At 62.1% G+C, this 21,441-nt stretch carries 18 protein-coding genes; 6 read left to right on the top strand and 12 right to left on the bottom strand.

Annotated elements, in window-relative coordinates:
* Positions 1 to 19: 19 nt before the first annotated feature.
* Positions 20 to 814 carry a hypothetical protein gene (locus FIV02_RS00560; RefSeq protein WP_152487510.1) on the bottom strand — a complete coding sequence of 265 codons (795 nt, stop codon included), beginning with the start codon at positions 812 to 814 and terminating at the stop codon, positions 20 to 22.
* Between the two features lie 117 nt (positions 815 to 931).
* A complete protein-coding gene (gene adhP, locus FIV02_RS00555) occupies positions 932 to 1,954 on the bottom strand; it encodes an alcohol dehydrogenase AdhP (RefSeq protein WP_037054062.1) in 1,023 nt (340 codons plus the stop codon).
* A gap of 303 nt (positions 1,955 to 2,257) precedes the next feature.
* Between adhP and purE the strand changes: the two genes are divergently transcribed.
* From purE to FIV02_RS00525, 6 genes are all read left to right on the top strand, one after another.
* Positions 2,258 to 2,749, top strand: coding sequence for a 5-(carboxyamino)imidazole ribonucleotide mutase (gene purE / locus FIV02_RS00550; RefSeq protein ID WP_152487509.1), 492 nt, complete (start codon positions 2,258 to 2,260; stop codon positions 2,747 to 2,749).
* Positions 2,750 to 2,896: 147 nt separating this feature from the next.
* On the top strand, positions 2,897 to 3,982 hold the full coding sequence (locus tag FIV02_RS00545; protein WP_152487508.1) for a 5-(carboxyamino)imidazole ribonucleotide synthase: 1,086 nt from the start codon (positions 2,897 to 2,899) through the stop codon (positions 3,980 to 3,982).
* 54 nt (positions 3,983 to 4,036) lie between these two features.
* Positions 4,037 to 4,801: an ABC transporter substrate-binding protein gene (locus tag FIV02_RS00540; RefSeq protein WP_152487507.1), complete on the top strand. Its 765-nt coding sequence runs from the start codon at positions 4,037 to 4,039 to the stop codon at positions 4,799 to 4,801.
* 50 nt (positions 4,802 to 4,851) lie between these two features.
* Positions 4,852 to 5,097 (top strand): GlsB/YeaQ/YmgE family stress response membrane protein, encoded by a 246-nt coding sequence (locus FIV02_RS00535; RefSeq protein WP_047590125.1) that lies wholly within the window; start codon positions 4,852 to 4,854, stop codon positions 5,095 to 5,097.
* A gap of 79 nt (positions 5,098 to 5,176) precedes the next feature.
* Positions 5,177 to 5,710: a DUF3299 domain-containing protein gene (locus FIV02_RS00530; protein ID WP_152487506.1), complete on the top strand. Its 534-nt coding sequence runs from the start codon at positions 5,177 to 5,179 to the stop codon at positions 5,708 to 5,710.
* Positions 5,711 to 5,741: 31 nt separating this feature from the next.
* A complete protein-coding gene (locus FIV02_RS00525; RefSeq protein ID WP_152487505.1) occupies positions 5,742 to 6,212 on the top strand; it encodes an FAD/FMN-containing dehydrogenase in 471 nt (156 codons plus the stop codon).
* Here the strand turns inward: FIV02_RS00525 and FIV02_RS00520 are convergent.
* From FIV02_RS00520 to icmH, 10 genes are all read right to left on the bottom strand, one after another.
* Complete coding sequence (locus tag FIV02_RS00520) at positions 6,160 to 6,348, bottom strand: DUF2388 domain-containing protein (RefSeq protein WP_256663140.1); 189 nt, start codon at positions 6,346 to 6,348, stop codon at positions 6,160 to 6,162. The genes FIV02_RS00525 and FIV02_RS00520 overlap by 53 nt on opposite strands.
* A 544-nt stretch (positions 6,349 to 6,892) precedes the next feature.
* On the bottom strand, positions 6,893 to 7,120 hold the full coding sequence (locus FIV02_RS24875; RefSeq protein WP_178114233.1) for a hypothetical protein: 228 nt from the start codon (positions 7,118 to 7,120) through the stop codon (positions 6,893 to 6,895).
* 269 nt (positions 7,121 to 7,389) lie between these two features.
* Positions 7,390 to 8,289 (bottom strand): tetratricopeptide repeat protein, encoded by a 900-nt coding sequence (locus FIV02_RS00510; protein ID WP_152487504.1) that lies wholly within the window; start codon positions 8,287 to 8,289, stop codon positions 7,390 to 7,392.
* 112 nt (positions 8,290 to 8,401) lie between these two features.
* Positions 8,402 to 9,550: a T6SS immunity protein Tli4 family protein gene (locus tag FIV02_RS00505; RefSeq protein ID WP_206596359.1), complete on the bottom strand. Its 1,149-nt coding sequence runs from the start codon at positions 9,548 to 9,550 to the stop codon at positions 8,402 to 8,404.
* Positions 9,547 to 12,789: a phospholipase D-like domain-containing protein gene (locus FIV02_RS00500; RefSeq protein WP_152487503.1), complete on the bottom strand. Its 3,243-nt coding sequence runs from the start codon at positions 12,787 to 12,789 to the stop codon at positions 9,547 to 9,549. The genes FIV02_RS00505 and FIV02_RS00500 overlap by 4 nt, the downstream gene beginning before the upstream one ends.
* A 6-nt stretch (positions 12,790 to 12,795) precedes the next feature.
* Positions 12,796 to 15,288 carry a type VI secretion system tip protein TssI/VgrG gene (tssI, locus tag FIV02_RS00495; protein ID WP_152487502.1) on the bottom strand — a complete coding sequence of 831 codons (2,493 nt, stop codon included), beginning with the start codon at positions 15,286 to 15,288 and terminating at the stop codon, positions 12,796 to 12,798.
* 38 nt (positions 15,289 to 15,326) lie between these two features.
* Positions 15,327 to 16,298 carry a serine/threonine-protein kinase gene (locus FIV02_RS00490; protein ID WP_152487501.1) on the bottom strand — a complete coding sequence of 324 codons (972 nt, stop codon included), beginning with the start codon at positions 16,296 to 16,298 and terminating at the stop codon, positions 15,327 to 15,329.
* On the bottom strand, positions 16,295 to 17,023 hold the full coding sequence (locus FIV02_RS00485; protein ID WP_037052104.1) for a PP2C family serine/threonine-protein phosphatase: 729 nt from the start codon (positions 17,021 to 17,023) through the stop codon (positions 16,295 to 16,297). Before FIV02_RS00485 ends, FIV02_RS00490 begins: the two co-directional genes overlap by 4 nt.
* A complete protein-coding gene (tssM, locus tag FIV02_RS00480; RefSeq protein ID WP_037052107.1) occupies positions 17,023 to 20,562 on the bottom strand; it encodes a type VI secretion system membrane subunit TssM in 3,540 nt (1,179 codons plus the stop codon). Before tssM ends, FIV02_RS00485 begins: the two co-directional genes overlap by 1 nt.
* Positions 20,559 to 21,440, bottom strand: coding sequence for a type IVB secretion system protein IcmH/DotU (icmH, locus tag FIV02_RS00475; protein ID WP_037052109.1), 882 nt, complete (start codon positions 21,438 to 21,440; stop codon positions 20,559 to 20,561). Before icmH ends, tssM begins: the two co-directional genes overlap by 4 nt.
* Between the last annotated feature and the right edge of the window lies 1 nt (position 21,441).

Here is a 21,441-nt window from a genome sequence, read left to right as displayed (position 1 = left end):
CGAAACCCGTCCGCGCCGGTCAGCGGTTACGCAGGATGGCGTTGATGAAGTCGCCCTGATTCGCTTCTTGCGGATGGGTGGTGAACAGCAGCTGTCCGTCCTTCTCGTGCAGTTTCAGCCCCTCGCCGAAACGGCAGTCGACACCCTTGAGGGTCTTGGCTTCGGCCTTGTAGCGATCATCCTTGCCGCACAGGTAGGCCATCTGGCTGACCACCTCGCCGCAGAAGCTCGGCACGCTGAGGCTCATCAGTTGCTCGTCGGAGAGCGCACTCCAGTTGACCTTGGTGCCCAGCGGGGTCGCGCAGGCCTTGCTCGCTTCGCCGTCCATCTCCTCCAGGCGCGCGCTGTAGTCGGCCACACGCTGCTTGCGATCGAACGCCGCGAGGCTCGCCTGCAGGCCATCTTTCTCCTGTTTCTGATAGAGCGCCAGCAGGTCGCCGGTCTTGAGCGACTTGGTCTTGCTCTCGTCATAACTGAGTTCGAAGCCCTGGGTGTTCGGCAGGTTGAGCTGGTAGCTCTCGCCGCCCCAGGCACGGCGCTTGTTCAGCAGGTTGTAGTCACGGCCATCGAGGCGGATGCCGTAGTCGCGCTGTTCGTTGCCCAGCTCACGGATATCGGTGAGGAACACCACTTCATCGAGCGGATGGTTGATGCCGCGCACTTGAACCAGCGCCTGCTTGCCGTCAGCCGACGGCGCCAGCGCCAGGCTTACGCCCTGGCCGGCATCGAATACCTGCGGGTGCTTGGCCAGCTCGACGGCCGAGACGTGTAGGGAAAGCACGGAAAGGGCAAACAGTGAAACGTACTGTTTCATGGCGATACGTCCTTGTAGGAATGACAGACGCACAGTATAGCCACGCCACCGGCGATGATCTGTGCGCCCGTCCGCGCTCGGCCTGTAGGAAATCTGCCTATCCGAAGCGGTTCTCAATCAGAACTGCAACACGATCCGCCCCTCGATCTGCCCACCACGCATCTGTTCGAAGATGCCATTGATGTTATCGAGTTTGTCGCTGTGCACCGTGGCCTTGACCAGGCCCTCGCCTGCGAAGTCCAGCGCCTCCTGCAGATCCGCTCGGGTACCGACGATGGAACCGGTGATGCTGATGGCCTTGAGCACCACATCGAAGATCGGCGTCGGGAAATCGCCTGGTGGCAAGCCGACCAGCGCTACCGTGCCGTGCCGGCGGGCCATGCCGATGGCCTGGCCGAACGCCGCGTTGGACACGGCGGTGACCAGCACGCCATGGGCGCCGCCGATGTCGCGCTGCACCACCTCGGCCGGGTTCTCCTTGCGGGCGTTGATGGTCAGGCTGGCGCCCAGCTTGCGCGCCAGCTCCAGCTTGGCGTCGTCGACATCCACCGCGATCACATGCAGGCCCATGGCGCGGGCGTACTGCACAGCGACATGGCCGAGGCCACCGATGCCGGAGATCGCCACCCACTGGCCGGGGCGTGCCTTGGTCTCCTTGAGGCCCTTGTACACCGTCACACCGGCGCAGAGGATCGGGGCGATCTCGAGGAAATCGACATTCTTCGGCAGGATGCCGACGTAGTTGGGGTCGGCCAGCACGTATTCGGCATAGCCACCGTTGATCGAATAACCGGTGTTCTGCTGGCTTTCGCAGAGGGTTTCCCAGCCGGTCAGGCAGTGTTCGCAGCAGCCACAGGCGGTGTACAGCCAGGGCACCCCGACGCGGTCGCCCTCCCTGACCCGCGTCACGCCACTGCCCACCGCCGCCACGTAACCAACCCCCTCGTGGCCGGGAATGAATGGCAGGCTGGGTTTTACCGGCCAGTCGCCTTCGGCGGCGTGCAGGTCGGTGTGGCACACACCCGAGGCCTCGATCTTCACCAGAATCTGTCCGGGGCCGGGCAGCGGGATCTTCACCTCCTCGATACGCAGCGGTTCGCCGAAGGCGTGGACGACTGCGGCTTTCATGGTCTGGTTCATGCGCTGTTCCTCTTCCATGCGAGTGTCTCGCCAGTGTGCGCGCCTGACGCCCACGGGCATTGCTCCAGAGCAAGGTTTAGGCGGTTTCCCCGAGGCGCCACGGCTGGCATGACAAACGGTCATGGCAACTGCCCGCCCGCCGTGGCTTTACGGTATACTGCGCGGCCTTCGGCCGGCAGCACCCGGCCAACCGAACATTCACAAGCCACGCTGGCCTGCCCGCGTGGCTTGTTGGTTTTTGACGCGCCCTGCGGGGCACACCTTTGACGCGCCGCGAGGCGCCCGAGATGAAGAGGCACGACGATGAGCGCACTGGTTGGCGTGATCATGGGCTCCAAGTCCGATTGGTCCACCCTTAGCCACACCGCCGAGATGCTGGACAAGCTGGGCATTCCCCACGAGGTCAAGGTGGTCTCCGCCCACCGCACCCCGGACCTGCTGTTCCAGTACGCCGAGGAAGCCGAAGCACGCGGTATCCAGGTGATTATCGCGGGTGCTGGCGGTGCGGCGCACCTGCCGGGCATGTGCGCGGCCAAGACCCACCTGCCGGTGCTCGGCGTACCGGTGCAGTCGTCCATGCTCTCGGGCGTCGACTCGTTGCTGTCGATCGTGCAGATGCCGGCCGGCATTCCTGTCGCCACCCTGGCCATCGGCAAGGCGGGGGCAGTCAACGCGGCGCTGCTCGCAGCCAGCATCCTCGGTCACCAGCACCCGCAGTTCCACACGGCGCTCAAGCAGTTCCGCGAGGAGCAGACCGAGACCGTATTGAGCAACCCGGACCCGCGCGAGGCCTGATGCCCATTCCATCAGGGGCTGCGACACGGCGCCTTTGCACGCCGTCCGCTGCCCGGAATGCTCATTTACCGGCGTAAACTCCGCTTCCTGCATTGCAGGCAGCGTTCAACAGCTTGGTCTCGCCACCTGCTAAAAAGGGGTTTTGTTATGAAAATCGGTGTGATCGGTGGCGGCCAGCTGGGCCGCATGATGGCGCTGGCGGGGACTCCGCTGGGCATGAACTTCGCCTTCCTCGACCCGGCGCCGGACGCCTGCGCCCAGGCACTCGGCGAGCACATCCGCGCCGACTACGGCGACCAGGACCACCTGCGCCAGCTGGCCGACGAAGTCGACCTGGTCACCTTCGAGTTCGAGAGCGTGCCAGCCGAAACCGTGGCCTTCCTCTCGCAGTTCGTGCCGGTCTACCCGAGCGCAGAAGCCCTGCGCGTAGCCCGTGACCGCTGGTTCGAGAAGTCGATGTTCAAGAACCTCGGCATTCCCACGCCGGAGTTCGCCGACATCCAGTCGCAGGCCGATCTGGACGCCGCCGTGGCCAGCATCGGCCTGCCGGCCGTGATGAAGACCCGCACCCTGGGCTACGACGGCAAGGGCCAGAAAGTCCTGCGCCAGCCCGAGGACGTGACCGGCGCATTCGCCGAACTGGGCAGCGTGCCGTGCATCCTCGAAGGCTTCGTGCCCTTCACCGGCGAAGTTTCGCTGATCGCCGTGCGTGCCCGTGATGGCGAGACCCGTTTCTACCCGCTGGTGCACAACACCCACGACAGCGGCATTCTCGCCCTGTCCATCGCCAGCACCGACCACCCACTGCAGAAGCTGGCCGAGGACTACGTCGGCCGCGTGCTGGACAAGCTCGATTACGTCGGCGTGCTGGCCTTCGAATTCTTCGAGGTGGACGGCGGCCTCAAGGCCAACGAGATCGCCCCGCGCGTGCACAACTCCGGGCACTGGACCATCGAAGGCGCCGAGTGCAGTCAGTTCGAGAACCACCTGCGCGCCGTCGCTGGCCTGCCGCTGGGCTCCACTGCCAAGCTGGGCGAAAGCGCCATGCTCAACTTCATTGGCGAAGTACCGCCGGTGGACAAGACCATCGCCATCGCCGACTGCCACCTGCACCACTACGGCAAGGCCTTCAAGGCCGGGCGCAAGGTCGGCCACGCCACCCTGCGCAGCGCCGATCGCGCCACGCTGGAGGCGCGCATCGCGGACGTTGAAGCGCTGATCGCCAAGCGCTGAGCGAGCATTTCGCAGCTAAGCTCTTGAACGACGGTGGTCGTTCAAGAGCCTCCCATGAAGTACCTCTTTTCCCTGCTGCCTCTGTTGTTCGCCCTGACCTGTGCCGGGGCTGAGGACGCATTGCGCGTCGACTTCCGCGAACGCCCACCGGAGATGCGCGCAGTCGATGGCATGCCCAGCGGCCCGCTGATCAGCGTGCTGGAGACCGCGGCCGGGCGCATCGGCGTGGACGTGCACTGGCGCCTGGCGCCCTTCCTGCGCAGCCTCGACGATCTGCGCTCGGGGCGAATCGATCTGGTACCACGCGTGCTGATGACCGAACCTCGCAGCGAGTACATCCATTTCCTTCCGAGCATCGGCAGCCAGCAGCTCAACGTGCGCTTCATCGTGCATCCCGGCAGGGAAGGCGAGCTGAACCGCTACGAAGACCTCCATCGACTGTCCGTCGGGGTCAAGCGCGGCACCGCCTACTTCGAGCCCTTCGACAGCGACGGTCAGCTCGATCGCGTCTACGCCAGCGACGATGCACAACTGGTCGCCATGTTCCGCGCCGACCGCCTCGACGCCATCGCCGTGCTCGACGCGATTCCGATGGAAACGCAGCTCCAGGCCATGAACTTTCGCGACTACAGCTACGCGCACTATGCCCATCAGCAGACCCTGGACAACCACTTCGGCGCATCGCTGGCACGCTACCAGGGCGACCGGCACGCACTCTACGACCGCCTTGCCGCCGAACTGGAGCGCATGCGCGCGGACGGCGAAATTGCACTGATCTACCGCCGCCATGGCGTTGCGCCACCCGATGAGGCGAACTGATTGCCCCGCCGGGCTGTCCGATACAGACACTGACTCAAGGAGACCCGCCAATGGGCATTATCGGCACCATCTTCATCGGCCTGATCGTCGGGCTGGTTGCACGCTTTCTCAAACCCGGCGATGACAGCATGGGCTGGATCATGACCATCCTGCTGGGCATCGGCGGCTCCATCGCCGCCACCTACGGCGGCCAGGCACTGGGCATCTACCAGGCCGGCCAGGCGGCCGGTTTCATCGGTGCGGTGATCGGCGCCATCGTTCTGCTGGTAATCTACGGCGCTATCAAGAAGGGCTGAGTAGCCGCCTGGCGGAGCCGGGGGACTCACTCGGTCCCTGCCGGCTCCACCGCCTTCGCCGCCACGAGATACCCCTGCCATGCGCCACCTGCTCCTCTCCCTGCTGCTCCTGTCCAGCCTGGCTCATGCCGAACTGCCGGAAACCGACTGGCTCGACCTGATGCCCGCCGAAGACCGCCAGGCCCTCGAAGACATGCCCGAGATCAGCCATGACAGCCCTGAAGGCGAAAGCGCCTTCTACGGTGCGGACGGCCTGCGCCAGCAGGACAAGGACCTGCCTGCCGTGATGTATTCGGCCAAGACCGTCGCCGCACTCGACGGCAAGGCCATCCGCCTGGGCGGCTATCCGGTACCGCTGGAAAGCGACGAGAAAGGCAACAGCACCCTGTTCTTCCTGGTTCCCTACCCCGGCGCCTGCATCCACGTACCACCGCCACCGCCCAACCAGCTGGTGCTGGTGCGCTATCCCAAGGGCATTCAGCTCGAGAACATCTACGCGCCCTTGTGGGTCAGCGGTGAACTCAAGGTAGAGACGATCAGCAATGAACTGGCCGACGCCGCCTACGCCATGGATGCCGGCGAAGTACGCCTGGTGACCGACGAAGACCTCTGACAGACGACCAACCCCGGCCCGGAGCCCAAGCATGAAAGCCGCCACCCTGCTGTTGCTGTGCCTGCTGTCCAGCGTTGCCCTGGCCATGGAACCTGGCGAGCGCCTGGCGCCGTGGACGCTGCTGGATCAGTTCGACGCGCCCTACACCCTGAACGACGAGACTCACATCCTCCTGGTCGCTCGCGACATGGGCGGCGCCAAGCTGGTCAACGCCGCGCTGGAAGGCCAGCCCAAGGGCTACCTGGAACAGCGCCAGGCGGTCTTCCTCGCCGACATCAGCCGCATGCCGAGCGTGATCGCCACCCTTTTCGCCCTGCCGAAGATGCGCGACTACAACTACCGCATCCTTCTCGACCGCAACGCCCGCATCGCGCCGCGCTACCCGGCCAGCGAGGGCGAGGTGCTGTGGCTGCAGCTGGGAGATGGGCAACTGCTGGAACAGAAGGTGTTCAAGGACGCGGCGGCGTTGAAGCTGGCACTGGATTCAGTGCAGGCACCATGAGAATCCACTCCGCCAGCACCTGATCGCCCTGCGTCGCACCTCGCTCTCGAAGCAAGGCCAGCGCGGCAGTCAGATAGGCCCCCTGCTCTCGGCCTCCGCTGGCAACGTACAGTGCGGCATCGTCCCGCGCCTGCATGAGTACCTTTTCATCACGCCCTTCGATTGCCGCTGATGTCCACATGAACGGCGCTGTCGTCGCCATGGTGGTCAGAATCGGGGAGTAGAGCACCAGCCCTGACGATATCAGTGGGTCATTGAATTCGACGTCACCTACCGCCTGGGCGTCTGCGAACCAGCATGACCCGATCAATGCAGCCAGCAGTGTGGCGCCTGGCCGGCGAAGGCCTGCCATCTGGCCGCATGCGGGCCGCAAGAAACTGCGTAAATCATTCGACACGATGTTGGAGGGCCTCACCATTCTTCCTTATTGAGTTTCCTGAGCGGAAACCGGCTTCCGAGCCGCGTAGCCGTAAAGGCCGCTTTCTACCTGGCGATGACCAGGCCATCGCATTCGACCAGCCAGGCCAGAGACTCGCCTCAACGTGTTCAAACACACAGTGACGTCTTCCGCAGCTGGCGTCCGCTCGCTCGGATCGTCCACGCCCTTCAGGAAGTCAGTCGCCTGGAGAGCATCACCATTAACACTGTGCCCCCCTGATGTGCCAATGCGAGCCAGGCACTCAATCGTGACCGGTTCCTTTCTTGCTCCCCTGCAATGCCAACAGCGTGACCCCACTGATACAGGCCAAACCGATGAAAACTGCAGACAAGGTCAAGAGATAATCGAGTTCATCGGTCCCCCTGCCGCCCCCCGTCACGGCGCCTGCGACTCCCCCCATCCATAGCAACGCCGAAAGCAACGCCAGAACCCCGAACAGCAACGTGGCGATGATCAACAGTACCTTCATTGTTTTTTCCTCCTTGAATCAATTTCCAACAATCGTGAAAGGCGGCTTCATCGCACGGCCTCAGCGTGCCTTGACAGGCACTGCTACGCCTTGAACATTGACACTTGTTCAGAGCCAGTGAGTCTGCATATCAATCATCGACCTTCACATGAAAAGGCGGAATCCAGGCTCGGCTATGGCATAACGGCCCGCAGACAAGAGCCGTACTGTCGTGAACACAACGCGGTGCATTTCAAGCATTTTGTTTACAAGCGCTTCTGCCTTGCCCCTCACTTCAATTCATCCGGTTTCCAGTCGATGGGTTTATCAGCATCGTATCCCTGGGTCGGATGAGGGGGGAGAGGGTGGTCTTTTAGCAGATTGGGAAAGCGCAGATCAGGGTCGGCTTCAAGCTGCGCATTTATCCGACCATAGAGCTCTTTCAGCTTTTCATCTGGCGCGTAATAAAAGGCCAGATGAGGTGGGGTTCTTTTATCGAAGGCACCCTCTAGGATCATTGCAGAAGTACCATGCCCCAATGATACTGCCATTTGATGATTCCTCACTGCAAGAGGGAAATTACCTTTAATATTATAATACATCCCCAACTCATAATAGGCCTCAGCATAGTTTTGTTCAGCAGAACAATTAACATACTTCAGACCCAGACCATCCTCTTTTAACTCGTAAATATAAATCTGCCCCAGTCTAAGTTGAGCAGCCGGATTACCCAACTGTGCAGCTTTATCGAGATAGGTCAAACCATCCGTCTCTGGATTGGTCACTCCATTACGGTTGCCAATCATCGCGCCCATATCGTAGAAACCCTGTGGGATACCCAGTTGCACCATACGCTCATAGAGGTCCAATGCCTTCTGCGGATCTTTGTCCAACGCACCAGGCCAGCCAGTACGGTATAACCCCGCCAAATTATGCATGGCCTTCCAGTGATCGCGGGCTGCAGCTTTATGGTAAAGCGCCAGAATGTCCTGACGGACGCTGCCACGTATTTCATATTGGCGTTTGGTCAGGGAAAGCGCCTCTTTGTACCAAACATCGGCCTCTGCATCCAAGAGTGGCAAGTGGTCTTTTTCATGGACGCATACAAAGTTACGATAGTCGGACTCGGCCATCGCATAGTTTCCTTCAAGCAACAACAAAACAGCCATGAAAGAAACAATAACCTTCATGCTCAGCCCACTGCCAATACAGATTTGTCAAAAAGGACAGATTCATCCAAGCCAAGTCAAATGACGTCAGCAAATAAATCTGTTCCTTTTTGTTCCCTGGAAATATGCTTGCCTACCGGGCCAAGTCCTCACGAATGCTTTCACTGAGTTTCTTGAAGCGAGGGATGACTGCTTCCGGTGGCGGCGTATGCTGGGACAGGTCGTCCGTGCCTTTCTGAAAGGTGGTCATCTGTACTGCCAACAAGGGAGAAGCCGTGCCACCCCGGTGTGCCAGGGCGAACCAGGCACGCTCCTGCTCACCAGACTCCAACTTGGGATCCAGGCGCCAGCCTTCCAGACCTGCCAGGCGCTTGCCAAGCTGAATGCGCTCGATAAACGGAGTTTTCTGCCATTTTTCGGCGTCATAGCCTGGGCGATAGTCCGTGTCATAGGTACCTAACGTGGGCTTGGTTTGCCAAGGATCGTTGGCTGAGGCATTGATCAGGGTAAAGATCACGTTGGGAGTCTGGGTGAAACGCAGACTATTCTTGATGCTGTAGGCGGTCTTGCCATCATCGGCGATAAACCCGTAGGGGAAGCAGAACCCTGGGCCTTTGGGCACTTCATACAATTCACGCGGCTGAAAACGCTCCATCAGCGCCTTGATACGCTTGGCGGAATCGGGGCCGGCCTTGGCAAAGGCGAAGTAGTAGACGCGATTGTTGCGCCAAAGCAAAGCCTTGCCAGGGGCGAGATGCCCGCCCAGAAAATAGGCATCGGGGATGCCAAGATCGTATTCATGAACTGTAGCTAGAGGCAGCTGACGCTCGAGTTCCTCTATGGACTTTATGAAACGCTCCACGGCCTCCTTAGTTGCGTTGGTACTTTCTTTTTCATCCAACACTCTCAGTTCACTAAGCAGTTTCTTATCAGCCTCCAGATTTTTCTGCAGTTCCTTCTGGTAAAGACGCGCCGTGCCTTTGATATACCTTGCAGCGCCATCGAACATGTCACGTCCGACGACATCACTCACGCGAATAGTCAGCCCGTCATAGTCATAACTGCCAACGTCGCCTTTAGCCGTAACTTTAGGGGTAAATACATGCCCGCCCCGTCCATCAGTGATTCTGTCAGTTCGCGGACCATCATAGGTTGCCCATTGCATTTCTTCAGGCACATCAAAAATTATGCGCCCGAGGCACTCTTGTCGCGGTGCGTCGGCAAGCGCCATACCTGCGGGAATTATCAGACCAAGACTCAGATAGTGAAAAAGGACTCTCATGCACGCTGGATCTCTTCTTCGTGCCCGTAGTCAGCCTGGGCCAGTGCGCGACTACGTTCAGGGTTTTCAAGTACCTGGGCTAGAATGCTCAGGTTTATACCGGAATCATTGTTCTCACCACGCGTCCAGTTGACGGGCAAAGCGCAGATAAAGCCTTGTACACCAACGGGTGAGGAGAAGCTTTTAACGGCAGCCAGAGTATCGGAGTGCCAGAAGCGCTCTTCATAGGGCATGGGCTCCATTAGTTCTCCGCCATGATCAATATTGTTTAGATCGCGGTAAGCCCAGGTTGGCCAGGTGGAGGCAGGGAATCCGTTCAGATAGCCTGTCATATCGGGCGTTTTGCGCGACTGAACCTGACTGATGTTTTGTGGAATAAAATCGAAGGACCTTTCATAGAGGCGGGTATTCAGCAAAGCCCTTTCTTGTATCGCCTTCCAAGTGCCCTCCGCCGCGGGCTGCTCCAGATACTGCTCCAGCCCGGTTGCCGGAGTGACGCTGGATGAGCCTGCGGCCATGGACAAGCCAAAGTGCTTCTTCCATAGATCGACTCGTAACTGATGCACGGCCTTACCGACGGTATGTACCTGCTTGCCGTCGAGCTTGGCCTGCACCGGAGTACTATCGCGAACGATGACTGCCAGCTCGGAATCACGGGTACCCAGTAGGCTACGGTCATTGATATTCGCACTACCGAGAATGGCCACACGATCATCAGCGATCAATAACTTACTGTGCACGTAGATCTGTTCAGTAACCACACGCCCCGTCAAGCTTTCCCAGGTGCGCAGATTAAGCAGGGTCAGGTAGCGACTCCAGTCCTGTTGCTCGTATACAGGCCGGTTGGTTGCGTCCTTGCGCTCGATGACCTTGAGTGCCTCGGCGCGGCTCACTTTGCGATCCAGCAGTTCGCGCAAGGCCATGCGTTTCTGGATACGTTTGATCAGACTGTTCTCGCCAAAAGCCAGACTCTGCATGGTCAAACTAACCTGATGCATGATGTTTAGAACGTTCAGCGCACCTTCTGGATGCACCGGTAGAATCATGTAGACATGAAAGGGACGCCCCTCATCGATAGCCCGCCCAATACGGTTGGCCAAGGCCTCGCCAATGCCATTGATCAGTCCCCTCTGCGCTGCACCCAACTTGTGGGTTAGCCAGCCCTGGACATTGATGCCCCACATGGCCTGCAAACTTTTCAAAAACTGGCGCGCCTCGGTACTGGGCTCCTGGGCAATGCTATCGATTTCCTTCCAGTCCAGCTGCCAGATATCCTCGGCCTCCAACGCTTCGCGCAGCCGCACGCGAGCGACGTAATCCTGGCGCAAACTGCCAGGATCACGCAGGCTCGCCATCGGGCCAGAAAGAGGAGCGTCATCAAAAATTTCGCGCTCGTCTCCATACGCACTCTGAAAGAACTGGTTCTCGATATAGATGAAGTGCTGCGAGCTAGAGATAGCCTGCAGCATGGCGGCCTTACAGTTTGCCTGGACTCCTCCATTGTCGATACCCGCAGGCAAGGGCAGGTTGACGCCTGCCTTGCCTCTCCCCACCTGCTCCTGCTGGGTCATACGGCTGGAGGCACTGCGCAGCACCTGCACACTCATGCCACCTGGCTGTGCGCTGGGCGCCACGGGCAACTGTTCGGAAGCATTGATCCATACAGGTTGTGGTTTGGGGAAGTTCAGGCGCGGAGCATCGCTCACCTTGAGTTTGACACCCAGACGTTCCAGGCCGAGATCACTTACCAACGTATTGAGCCAGCGTACGACTGCCTCTAGCAGATTACGCACCAGCGTGGTGTCCTGCAGTGCAGGCGTATCGGCGAGGTAGGCTTGCTGCCCATTCCAGCGGTCGATGAAATTACGCGCCACGTCATATACGGAGGGACCTTCGATGCGGCAGTGCACATCCTGCCAGGGCATGCGCGGCTGATCCTCCGCCAAACGACCATTGTCCGGTGACGCCAGTGGCTGCGGTTCCTCATGCAGATAAGCATAAGGCTCCAGATGCTGCCCCGAGCGTTCCTGTAGCAAGTGATAGATGAACCAAAGCATCGAGCTGGCCAACTCGTTGGTCCTCTCCCGATATGTGCCGGGAATATCATCGAAACTCTTGCCGCTGAGAACGGTAAGCACCTGACCAAGCTCGGTCTCACTCATCCACTGGCTGATCAGCTGGATGCTCTTGATACGTAATGACTCATAAAGATTACCCGCTGCCTCACGAAGCTCCTGCAACCACTCTCGCAAGCGTTGCTTCAACTCCTCTGCCATCGGAACTGTATCGAGGTTGTCGCCAATCAATCTGGCCATAGCCTGGATACTTTTCCCGACCATCTGGCGCTGGACAGCACTTAGACGCTCAAAGCCCTCGTCGAGGTTTTCCTGTGCGCTGTTCTTGGCGCGATTCAACCACTGCAGAGCGGAGAACGGTGGGCTGCGGAAAAAGTCCGCAACATGGCTAGCACCGTTTAACGCCGTACTCCTGCTGAGCGGAATCAGGCTGGTCTCCGACACGGGCCTGGACATGTCGAACAGCGTGGCCATCATCAGCCCCATCGAGCTGACATGCTTATCCAGATCCATCCACCCCAACTTCGGCAGCCCAGGGTTGTAGGCATCATTACCCTGCCTGGTACTGGCATCCAGGCTGAAGTTATTGTCGTCACGCCGCCCGTAGGCAAGGTCGATCCCTCCGACATAGGCGATTCGGTTGTCGATTACGACTGATTTCTGGTGGTGAGAAAACGCAACGCCGAGTCCCTTCATATCACTCTGTTGGATAGCCGGCGTGCAGAAGGCGCGAGGGCCGCCCGGCAGACCAGCGTTGAGCTGAAAGACAGCCAGCATGGTCTCGAAGTCGTAAGTACCTACACTGCCGGATGGGCTCAGCCAGGGCATGACATAAATCTTCAAGGTCGACTGGCGTTTGAGAGCCTGATGCAGGCACTGCCAAAGGCTTCGCTTGCCATCGAGCAAGACGTCGTAGTTGACCTGCCAGCCAGTGATAAAAATGCATCGACTGGCTTGATCGATGGAAGCTGCAACGTCCTTGAAGTAGTCACTTCCCGTCGTAAAAAAACGAACCTGATTACCCGTACGCTTGGGTGCAAACAGATTTTCTCCGTTGAGAAAGAAATCCGGAGCGGAGTAGGCCGCATAGGCACGCCCGTCCTGCGCATTAATCTGATTGAGTTCTTTTGCGCGGATCCCGTTGTAGGCAGAGTCAGTTGCCATGAGCATTCATTCCTTGGATTGAAGGTGGGTAAACAGATCGCTACTGCACTGGCTATCCTGCTGACTACGATCTTTCTCCAGCAGCGCATTACCTTTGGAGTTACGACTGACGCAGCTACTGAAGTCCATCGACCCCAGTGCATAACGCTCACTGTCCCAACCCTGCTGCTCCATGTGAACACGCAAGGCTATTCGCTGGCCGGGGTAGCTAAGCCAAAGACTTCGAGGCGCCTGAGCGTATACCTTCGATAGTTGTTTCTGCTGAGTGTCATCAAGCGACACACGACCATCAGCATCAGCCTCACCTTCCATCAGCAACTCGTTCTCGTCACCCCGCTCGATACGCCATGGCGCGTATGCCAAAGGAAAGCCCTCATCGCCTGGAACATCCTGCAGACGAATGTTGAATCGGTATTCGCGTGGATCTGCCGGCTCAGTGATGGACAAGCTGCCCAGGACCTGCTCCAGCACATCCCCCGCCTTGTCGCTATCCGCCGCGCCCGGCAACACGGGTGGCTTGATGCCGATACCCGAGCCCTTGCCCGGCGAGCCGCCGGCATTGAGGCGGGCCAGCGGGCCGGAGATGGTGATGCCGCCCGGGTCGAGCTTGATGAAGCTGCCACCGGCCTTGAGGGTCAGTTCGATGCCGGCCTCGATGACCATTTTCTGCCCGGCCTTGAGGTGGATCTCGCGGCCGGCCTTGGTCAGTTGCGCGGTGCCCAGCTTGATGTGCTGGTCGGTACCCACCGTCAGGTGGTCCTGCGGCTTGACCTCGACCTTGCGCTCGGCGGTGACGGTGAGGTGTTCCTCGGCCTTGAGTTCGGTGTAGCTGTTGGCCTCGACGGTGTCATGGCGCTCGTTGCCGACGCGGATCTTCTGGTCGTGCTCGATGTTTTCGTCCCAGTCGCGCTGGGCGTGGACGTAGATCTGCTCGGCGCCCTTGCGGTCCTCGATGCGCAGTTCGTTGTAGCCTCCGCCGCCAGGGCTGCTCAGGGTCTTGAACACGCTGCGGGTCTTGTTCGCCGGCAGGTCGTAGGGCACCACGTGTTCGGCGTGGTACAGGCAGCCGGTGACCAGCGGCTGGTCGGGGTCGCCTTCGAGGAAGGTGACCAGCACTTCCATGCCGATGCGCGGGATGGTGATGGCGCCGTAGCGATCGCCGGCCCAGCTGGAGCTGACGCGCAGCCAGCAGCTGGTCTTGTCGTCGGCCTGGCCTTCGCGGTCCCAGAAGAACTGCACCTTCACCCGGCCGTATTCGTCGCAGTGGATCTCTTCGCCGGCCGGGCCGGTGACGACGGCCGTCTGGCTACCCAGCACCTTGGGTTTGGGATGCTCGAGTGGCGGGCGATAGGGCACATCCCAGGGCGTGGCGAGGAAACGGTTGCGGTAGCCCTGGTGGAAGTCAGCACCCTCGCTGGAGTCCGCTTCGCCGGTCACGCCACGCAGCAGTCTGGAGAGGCCCTTGCCCAGCACCGAATCACTGGTGATGGACTCCTCCAGCACCTGCGGCTGCTTGCCTTCGTGCAGCACTTCGGTGAGCAGCCAGAGGTCGTTCCACTCGCTGCGTGGGTGTTCGGAGATTTCCAGCAGGTGGCCGCTGAGCAGGCGCGGTTCGTCGCTATTGCCTTGCAATTGCTGATAGTCCGCGCGGTGACGCTCCAGAGCGCGCTTGGCCAGGTGCTTGCCGCGCGCTCGGTCGGTGTAGCGACCGGGGTAATCGTAGTCTTCCAGGTCCGGCAGGCCGTCGTTCTCGCCGGCCTGCTCGCCCTGGTAGGTCGCCTCGAGCAGCAGACGTGGCTGCTCGAAATCGTAGTCGCGCCGCGTGGTACTGCGGGTCCGGGTCTCCAGGCGCAGGGCCAGGCGCTTGATCACCGGGTCGTCGGCGGTCATGCCGCTGTCCTGGATGTAGGGCGTCGGTCGGCCCAGCTTGGCGAATGCCGTCTGATCATCACCAAAGGTCAGCACGTGGCCGCTTTCGCTGTGCTGGAAGTGATAGTGAATACCTTCCTCTTCACACAGGCGCTGGACGAAGTGCAGGTCGCTCTCGTCGTACTGCACGCAGTAGTCGCGCTCGGGGTAGACGGTCGGACCAAGCTGGAACTGGTAGCCACCTTCCACGATGCCGTGCTCTTCGAGCACCTGGGCAACGATCTGCGGCACCGTCAGGTGCTGGAAGATACGCTGGTTGGTGCGGTGTGCCAGGTAACTGAGCTGCGGCACGATGGCCAGCCGATAGCGGGTCATGCGCTTGCCGGACTCGCCCTGTTCGACACGGTGGATGAGGCCGTGAATACCCTCGCCGTTCGGGCTGAAAGCGAGAAAGGCACGCTGGTGCAGCAGGCTTTCCAGATCGATGTCCGGGCGTTCGCTGATCAGCTCCACATCGAAGCGATAGGGCTGGCTGATGGCCTCGCGGCCACTGAACTCGAGCACCTGCAGGTCATGCTCGACGCCTTCGATGTTCAGGCTGAAATGGGTTTCGTTGGCCGGGTTGAACATATACGTATCCTTTCGAGTGAGTCCTTTTCAACAGCCTGTCATGCTCTGCCCAGCCAGCGTTGCAGGCGCGACGCCGGCGGCCGGCGAAATGCCTCCAGCAGCTCGCTGCAACCTATCTGCCGCTGGCCTTCGTCGAAGGCCAGCGCAGTACGCAGGGCCTGCCAGCAATGCAGCGGTACCTGCGCCGGTCGTTGCAGTTGCTTGTCCAGCTCCATGCTCTTGGCCTGCTTGGCGCTGAGGCGACGGAACGGGTGTTGCCCGCCGGCCAGCTCGACCAGGACGCAGGCCACCGCATAGACATCCGCAGCCGCCGACAGGGCGGCGCCCTCGAGCAGTTCCAGGGCAGCGTAGCGTGGCGTCCAGGCGGCGATGCGGTTTCGGCACAAGCGCGGCAAGCCCGGCAACAGGCCCTCCACGGGCTGCCCCAGACCATAGTCGAACAGCCGCAGACCGTCTTCGGCCAACATCACATTGCTGGGTTTCAGGTCGCCGTGCAGCACGCCCAGTTCATGGGAGTAGGCGAGCGCATCGAGCAGGGCGATGGCGATGCTGCGCAACTCGTCCCAGGGCAGGCCCTCGGGTCGTTCGCAGAGCAGCTGATCCAGGGTCAGACCGCGCATCAGCTCCAGCGTGATGAAGGCGCGCTCGCACGTCGTATCCACCTCGAAGCCGAACAGCCGCACCACATGCTGGTGGTTGAGCCGCGAGGTGAGGGCGAACTCGCTGTAGAGCAGGGCATTGGCATCCGGGTACTCGGCGAAGTCGTCGCTGAGGGTCTTCAGCGCGACATAGGGTTCGGGGTCGCCGAACTGCTCGCGCAACAGGTCGCGGGCACGGTACACCGCGCCCATGCCGCCCACGCCGAGCAGGCGTTCGATCTTGTACCGGCCGCCGAGCACGTCCGGCAGTTCGCCCGGCGCCTGGCGCGGCGTTTCGCGCAGGGACGGGCTGGCTGCGGTGGCGGCCAGGGCAACGTAGGTGAGGTCACTGGCTTCGGCGGCTTCGGTCATCGGCGAATCACCACGGCGCTGAGGTTGTCACGGGCCGGGCCGTCGAGTACGCGCTGGAACAGTCGCTCCACGGCCAGGTGTGGCGATGGCAGGTTCAGGCAGGCGCCCAGCTCGTCGGCAGAGAGGCCCTGATAGAGTCCGTCGCTGCACAGCAGGAAGACATCGCCCGGCAATACGTCGAGCTCGAGGATATCCAGCTGCAACGTCTCGCAGGCGCCGATGGCACGCGTCAGTGCATGAGCCGCCGGATGGCGCGCGGCTTCCTGCGGAGTCATGCCCTGCTCGTCGATCAGTTGCTGCTCCAGCGAGTGATCCCGGCTCAGCTGATACAGCCGTGAGCCGCGCCACAGGTAGCAACGGCTGTCACCTGCCCAGACGCAGGCGGCGCGCTCGCCCTCCAGCAACAGGGCGACCACGGTACTGCCGATCACCGTGTCCGGGCGCTCGGCAGTCACCGTCAGCTCCTGGCCGAGACGGTGGTTGAGCCGGTGCAGACTCTGGCGCAGCTGCGCCAGGCGCTGCGTCAGGTCACCTTCCGGTATCTCGGCCAGCTGCTCGACGATCAGACGGCTGGCCAGGGCGCCGTTCTGGTGCCCTCCCATACCGTCGGCCACCACCCAGAGGCCCTGCTCGGGCAGGGCCAGGAAGGCATCCTCGTTGCGCGCCCGCACCTTGCCGGTGTCGGTGCGCGCAGCGCTGCGCCAGGCGTTGGCGACTTCACTCATCAGAGTGTCGCCGGCAACTTGAAGCTGCGCAGCAGGCCGATGTCGAACGGGTTCGGCGAGCGCTGGCTGTGCAGCAGGTAGTTGGCGTGCAGACCGCCGAGGTTGGCCTTGAGGATCAGCACGTCACGGCCGCTGTGGTAGTCCACGTCCATCAGATCGAGCAGGCGGAACAGCGACCAGGGGCCGGTGTTCTTCTCGATGCCGACACGGCGACCGCCGAGCTCCTCGACCACCAGGCTGGTACGGTCCTCGTCGCTTGCCGCCGGCCAGCGGAAGGCCGTCGCGACGATCGGGCCATGGCGATACTCCATCTGCTGGTTGCCGAAGCGGAAGTCGGCGCGGCTCAGGCTGGAGTCCAGCGAGTAGGGCTCGAGCTTGAACAGCACCTGCGGCTCGGCCGGATTCTCGGCGAAGAAGCTGCGGCGGATCACCTGGGCACGGCTCATCTGCAGCAGGAACTCACGCGACAGCGGCAGGCCACGGCCGTCGACGCGACGCAGGCGATACTGGTCGGCGCTGCCGCTGACGAACGGCCGCAGGTAGCTGTCGAAGAAGCGCTCGGCAATGCCCTGAGCCTTGAAAAACTCGCGGAAGTCGGCCACCGCCACGTCGCTCTCGCTATGCGCACTGAACGGGTAGCGCTGCTTCAACGAGTTGTCGTAGGCCGCGTACAGCTCGCTCTGATAGCGCTGGTTGAGGAACTGGTAGGCGTCGTTCAACACCAGGCTCCAGCTGTCCTCGGCCAGCAGCGCCAGCCAGTTGCCCACCGGCTGCGGCAGGCGTGCCGCGGCGCTGCGCACCTGGTTGATAGCGTCGCGCTTGCCGCCCATGCGTGCCTTGGCCATCTCGAACGCGGCCTGGTCGCTGGCACCGGCATTGGCCAGGCTGGCCAGCTGACGCTGCAGGTCATCCAGCGCCTGCAGGCCGGCGGCCAGATCGACACCCGCACCACCGTTCTCGTCGAGCAGCTTGTGCAGACTTTCGAAACGGCGCTCCAGGGTCTTGCGCGCGGTATCCGGGGTGTTCTTGGCCAGGGCCTGCTGCGCCTGCTCGGCGGCGGCACTGGCCAGCTTGGCGGCCTTGCCCACCTTGCCCTTGGCGCCTTCCAGCGCGTCGGCGGCAGCGCCGGCGTCATCGGCCGCCTCGGCGAGCCCCTTGAAGCGGGTGTTGTCACGCACCTCGACGAGCATCTGCAGCAGCGGCGAATTGGCTGCCGTCAAGCCGCCCAGCAACGCGGCGCCACGACCGGCGCTGCCGATCGGCTCCAGGCTGAGCTGGGCGATGGCCTCACCCCAGTAGTTGCCGTAGTCGCGGAAGTACAGCTGCTCCAGCTCGACCATCAGGCGGCTGAGGTCGGCGGCGCTGAGGGTTTCACCCTCGCCCAGCACCCAGTTGTCACGCAGGATCTCGCGCACCAGGTTGGCGCCCTGGGCGGTGAAGGTCTTGCTGTAGCCGGTCTGGGTGTAGAAGCCGGGGATGGCGTAGTCGCTGCCCACGATCAGGGCCGCCTGCGGGCCAAGCTTCTGGCTCAGGCGATAGTCGGGCAGGCTGCGCGCCTGTTCACGCAGCATGCGATAGACCACGTTGGCCAGCGACTCGCTGCGCAGCACCTGGCGCGCCTGGGCGACCAGCTGGGCGTTGAGCGCGTAAGGCGCGAACGACTCGTCCAGCAGGCGGGCGAAGTGCGTGTTCAGGCCATGCTGCGCCGGGCTGTTACCGGTGTAGCGCAGCGACCAGTCGGCGGCCACCCACTCCTTGAGGAAGTCGGCGTCGCGACGCTCTTCCAGGTTGAGCATCAGGTAAGCACGCAGGCTGCCGAGCAGGCGCTCGCGGTCGCTGAGGTTGGCACGAATCTGCGCCTCCAGCTGACGGGCAACGCGCGGCAGCAGCAGGTTTTCCAGTTCGGCACGGTAGGTCGAGTACACGGGCGGATTGACCGCCTCACCCTGGAACAGGCCGGTACGCTGCAGGTAGGAAACGTCACCCTTGGGCGGGAATACCTGGGTCGCGGCGTAGCTGCTGTCCAGCGCCTTGAGGACCTGCAGGGCGTCGTCCTGAGGGTTGACCGCATCATGTTCGCGGGTCAGCTTCTGGGCGATCTCGCGCAGTTCTTCCAGGCGCCCGTGGTTGGCCGAGAAGCCCGTGGCCCAGAGCACGCCGAACAGCGCCAGCACCGCGAAAGCGGTGGCGTACATCGCACGCTGGCCCCAGTCGATACGGCGCACTTCCTTCTGGTCCAGGCTGGCCAGGTCGGCCTCGGGGAAGATCACCCGGCTGAGCAGGTGATGGATGAAACGCGCCCGACCACTGCGGAAGGTCGGCAGCGCGCTACCCGCCAGGCCGAGGTTGCGGCCGATGCCAGCGGTCAGCGGATCGAGCTGCTCGTTGAGCTGCGGCGCACTGGTCAGGTAGAAGCCGCGCAGCTTGCTGGCCCGCTGGTAGCGGTTGCCGGCAAAGGCCAGCTCGACGAACAGGCACAGACGCTCGCCGATCTGGCCGAGCTGGTGCGGGAAGTCGAGGATGCGGCCACGGCGCTGGGTGTCGCGCTCCTGGTGCATGCGCAGGATCACCTGGCTGTTCAGACGGCGCAGCAGTTCTTCGAACTCCTGGCGCACCACGGCCACGTCGGTGGCGTTCTGCTCCTTGCGGAAGCTGGCGCCCAGTACCTGCTCGCTTTCCTCGCGCGACAGCTGGTCGAAGAACTCGTCGAAGCCGAGAATCTTGTCGGCCTTGTTGAGCACCAGATAGACCGGCACGTCGGCGCCGAGGCGCTGATGGATCTCCTGCAGGCGCTGGCGGGTCTGGCGGGCCAGGGTTTCCAGCTCCACCTCGCTGCCGCCTTGCAGCTGCTCGACGGGAATGCTCACCAGCACGCCGTTGAGCGGACGCGCGCGGCGCTGGCGCAGCAGACCCAGCAGGGTGCCCCAGGCACGGCCATCGATCTGCGCATCGGGTTGGGTCAGGTAGCGGCCGGCGGTGTCGATCAGCACGGCGTGATCGGCGAAATACCAGTCGGCGTAACGGGTACCCGAAACGTCCTTGGTCAGACGCTGGTTCTCACCGCGATTGAGCGGGAAATCCAGGCCGGAGAAGTCCAGCAGGCTGGTTTTGCCGCTGCCCTGCGGACCGAGGATCAGGTACCAGGGCAGGTCGTTGCGCCACTTCTCGCTGCGCCCGCGATACAGGCTGGAGCGCTTGAGGGTGCGCAGGGCGTCCTTGAAACGGTGACGCAGTTCGGCCTGTTCCTCGTTGATCTGCTCTTCCCGGCGCATGCGCTCCTGGGCATCGGCATCGTTCTCGGCGGCCTTCTTGCGTGCGGTGGCGCGCCAGCTGGCGAACACCATGGCCAGGCCCCAGAGCAGGAACAGCAGGCTGATGGTCAGCAGGCGGCTGGTGGCGGACTCCCAGAACTTGTAGTCATTGACGGCCAGCAACGGCCCGACGAACCACACCAGCAGCGCGAGAATCAGGACCAGGAGCAGGCTCCAGACCCAGGTCTTGCGGAAAAAGGCGCCAAGTTTGGCGAAGAAGCTCTTCATTTCACGTCATCCATGCTGACACCCGAGGCCGGGTCGAGTTGCTGATACGGCTTGAGGACGGTGTCGCGCTGCTCGCCGAGTACCCAGGCGAAACCGGCGTACATCATCACCAGGCACATCAGGGTGAACAGCGCCACCAGCCACCACGGCACGATGCGCACCAGGCGCCGACGGGTGTCCTTGAGCCCCTGCCAGTGCGGCGAAACTTCACGCGGGACGTCGCCCCGCAGCTGGCGGATCTGCCGGTAGAGGCTGTCGCGCACGGCCTCCAGCTCGAGCATGCCGCGCTGCAGCACGCGGTACTTGCCCTCGAAGCCGAGCGACAGGCACAGGTACATCAGCTCCAGCATCGGCAGGTGCTTGACCGGGTTGCGCGACAGACGCTCGAGCAGCTGGAAGAACTTCTCGCCACCGAAGGTCTCGTTGTGGAACGAGGACAGCAGGCTCATCTGCGACCATTCGCTCTCGTTGCCCCAGGGCGTGGTCACCACGGCCTCGTCGACCACGGTGCACAGCACGTAGCGCGCGGCCATCACCTGGCTGCTCTCGGCGCCATCGTGCAGCGCCCGGTGCTCGAACACCTTGATCTCGCGGGTCAGGCGCTGGTTGAGGGCGTCCAGATCCTCGCTTTCGAAGCTGTGCTTGAGGCGCACCACCTCGGAAAGCAGCGAGGAGGCCGCCGCCACCAGCGGGTTGAGACTGATATTGAAGCTCTCCGCCGGGCGCAGGCGCGCGGCGAAGATCATGCGCTCTTCCAGCTGTTCGAATTTCGGCGGCGCGCTGAAGTCGGTCAGCGGGCTTTCGGCGCGGGCTTCACCCTGGCGGTTGAGGATGACGGTCTTGTCATCCTGGCCGTATTCCATTTCCTTGGTTGTCATG

Origin of the sequence: Pseudomonas sp. THAF187a, from assembly GCF_009363395.1 — a bacterium.
In the GTDB taxonomy this organism is placed as follows: Bacteria; Pseudomonadota; Gammaproteobacteria; order Pseudomonadales; family Pseudomonadaceae; genus Aquipseudomonas; species Aquipseudomonas khazarica.
The sequence above is the reverse complement of the archived record's forward strand: the minus strand, read 5'-3'. Positions and strand labels throughout refer to the sequence as shown.

Excerpts from the sequence above, each read along its gene's own strand:
- tssM (WP_037052107.1), bottom strand. The coding sequence starts at position 20,562 with ATGAAGAGCTTCTTCGCCAAACTTGGCGCCTTTTTCCGCAAGACCTGG.
- FIV02_RS00485 (WP_037052104.1), bottom strand. The coding sequence starts at position 17,023 with ATGAGTGAAGTCGCCAACGCCTGGCGCAGCGCTGCGCGCACCGACACC.
- FIV02_RS00525 (WP_152487505.1), top strand. The coding sequence starts at position 5,742 with ATGAAAGCCGCCACCCTGCTGTTGCTGTGCCTGCTGTCCAGCGTTGCC.
- FIV02_RS00490 (WP_152487501.1), bottom strand. The coding sequence starts at position 16,298 with ATGACCGAAGCCGCCGAAGCCAGTGACCTCACCTACGTTGCCCTGGCC.
- FIV02_RS00500 (WP_152487503.1), bottom strand. The coding sequence starts at position 12,789 with ATGGCAACTGACTCTGCCTACAACGGGATCCGCGCAAAAGAACTCAAT.
- FIV02_RS24875 (WP_178114233.1), bottom strand. The coding sequence starts at position 7,120 with ATGAAGGTACTGTTGATCATCGCCACGTTGCTGTTCGGGGTTCTGGCG.
- FIV02_RS00560 (WP_152487510.1), bottom strand. The coding sequence starts at position 814 with ATGAAACAGTACGTTTCACTGTTTGCCCTTTCCGTGCTTTCCCTACAC.
- FIV02_RS00520 (WP_256663140.1), bottom strand. The coding sequence starts at position 6,348 with ATGCAGGCGCGGGACGATGCCGCACTGTACGTTGCCAGCGGAGGCCGA.
- icmH (WP_037052109.1), bottom strand. The coding sequence starts at position 21,440 with ATGACAACCAAGGAAATGGAATACGGCCAGGATGACAAGACCGTCATC.
- FIV02_RS00505 (WP_206596359.1), bottom strand. The coding sequence starts at position 9,550 with ATGAGAGTCCTTTTTCACTATCTGAGTCTTGGTCTGATAATTCCCGCA.
- FIV02_RS00545 (WP_152487508.1), top strand. The coding sequence starts at position 2,897 with ATGAAAATCGGTGTGATCGGTGGCGGCCAGCTGGGCCGCATGATGGCG.
- FIV02_RS00530 (WP_152487506.1), top strand. The coding sequence starts at position 5,177 with ATGCGCCACCTGCTCCTCTCCCTGCTGCTCCTGTCCAGCCTGGCTCAT.
- FIV02_RS00540 (WP_152487507.1), top strand. The coding sequence starts at position 4,037 with ATGAAGTACCTCTTTTCCCTGCTGCCTCTGTTGTTCGCCCTGACCTGT.
- FIV02_RS00510 (WP_152487504.1), bottom strand. The coding sequence starts at position 8,289 with ATGAAGGTTATTGTTTCTTTCATGGCTGTTTTGTTGTTGCTTGAAGGA.
- purE (WP_152487509.1), top strand. The coding sequence starts at position 2,258 with ATGAGCGCACTGGTTGGCGTGATCATGGGCTCCAAGTCCGATTGGTCC.
- FIV02_RS00535 (WP_047590125.1), top strand. The coding sequence starts at position 4,852 with ATGGGCATTATCGGCACCATCTTCATCGGCCTGATCGTCGGGCTGGTT.
- adhP (WP_037054062.1), bottom strand. The coding sequence starts at position 1,954 with ATGAACCAGACCATGAAAGCCGCAGTCGTCCACGCCTTCGGCGAACCG.
- tssI (WP_152487502.1), bottom strand. The coding sequence starts at position 15,288 with ATGTTCAACCCGGCCAACGAAACCCATTTCAGCCTGAACATCGAAGGC.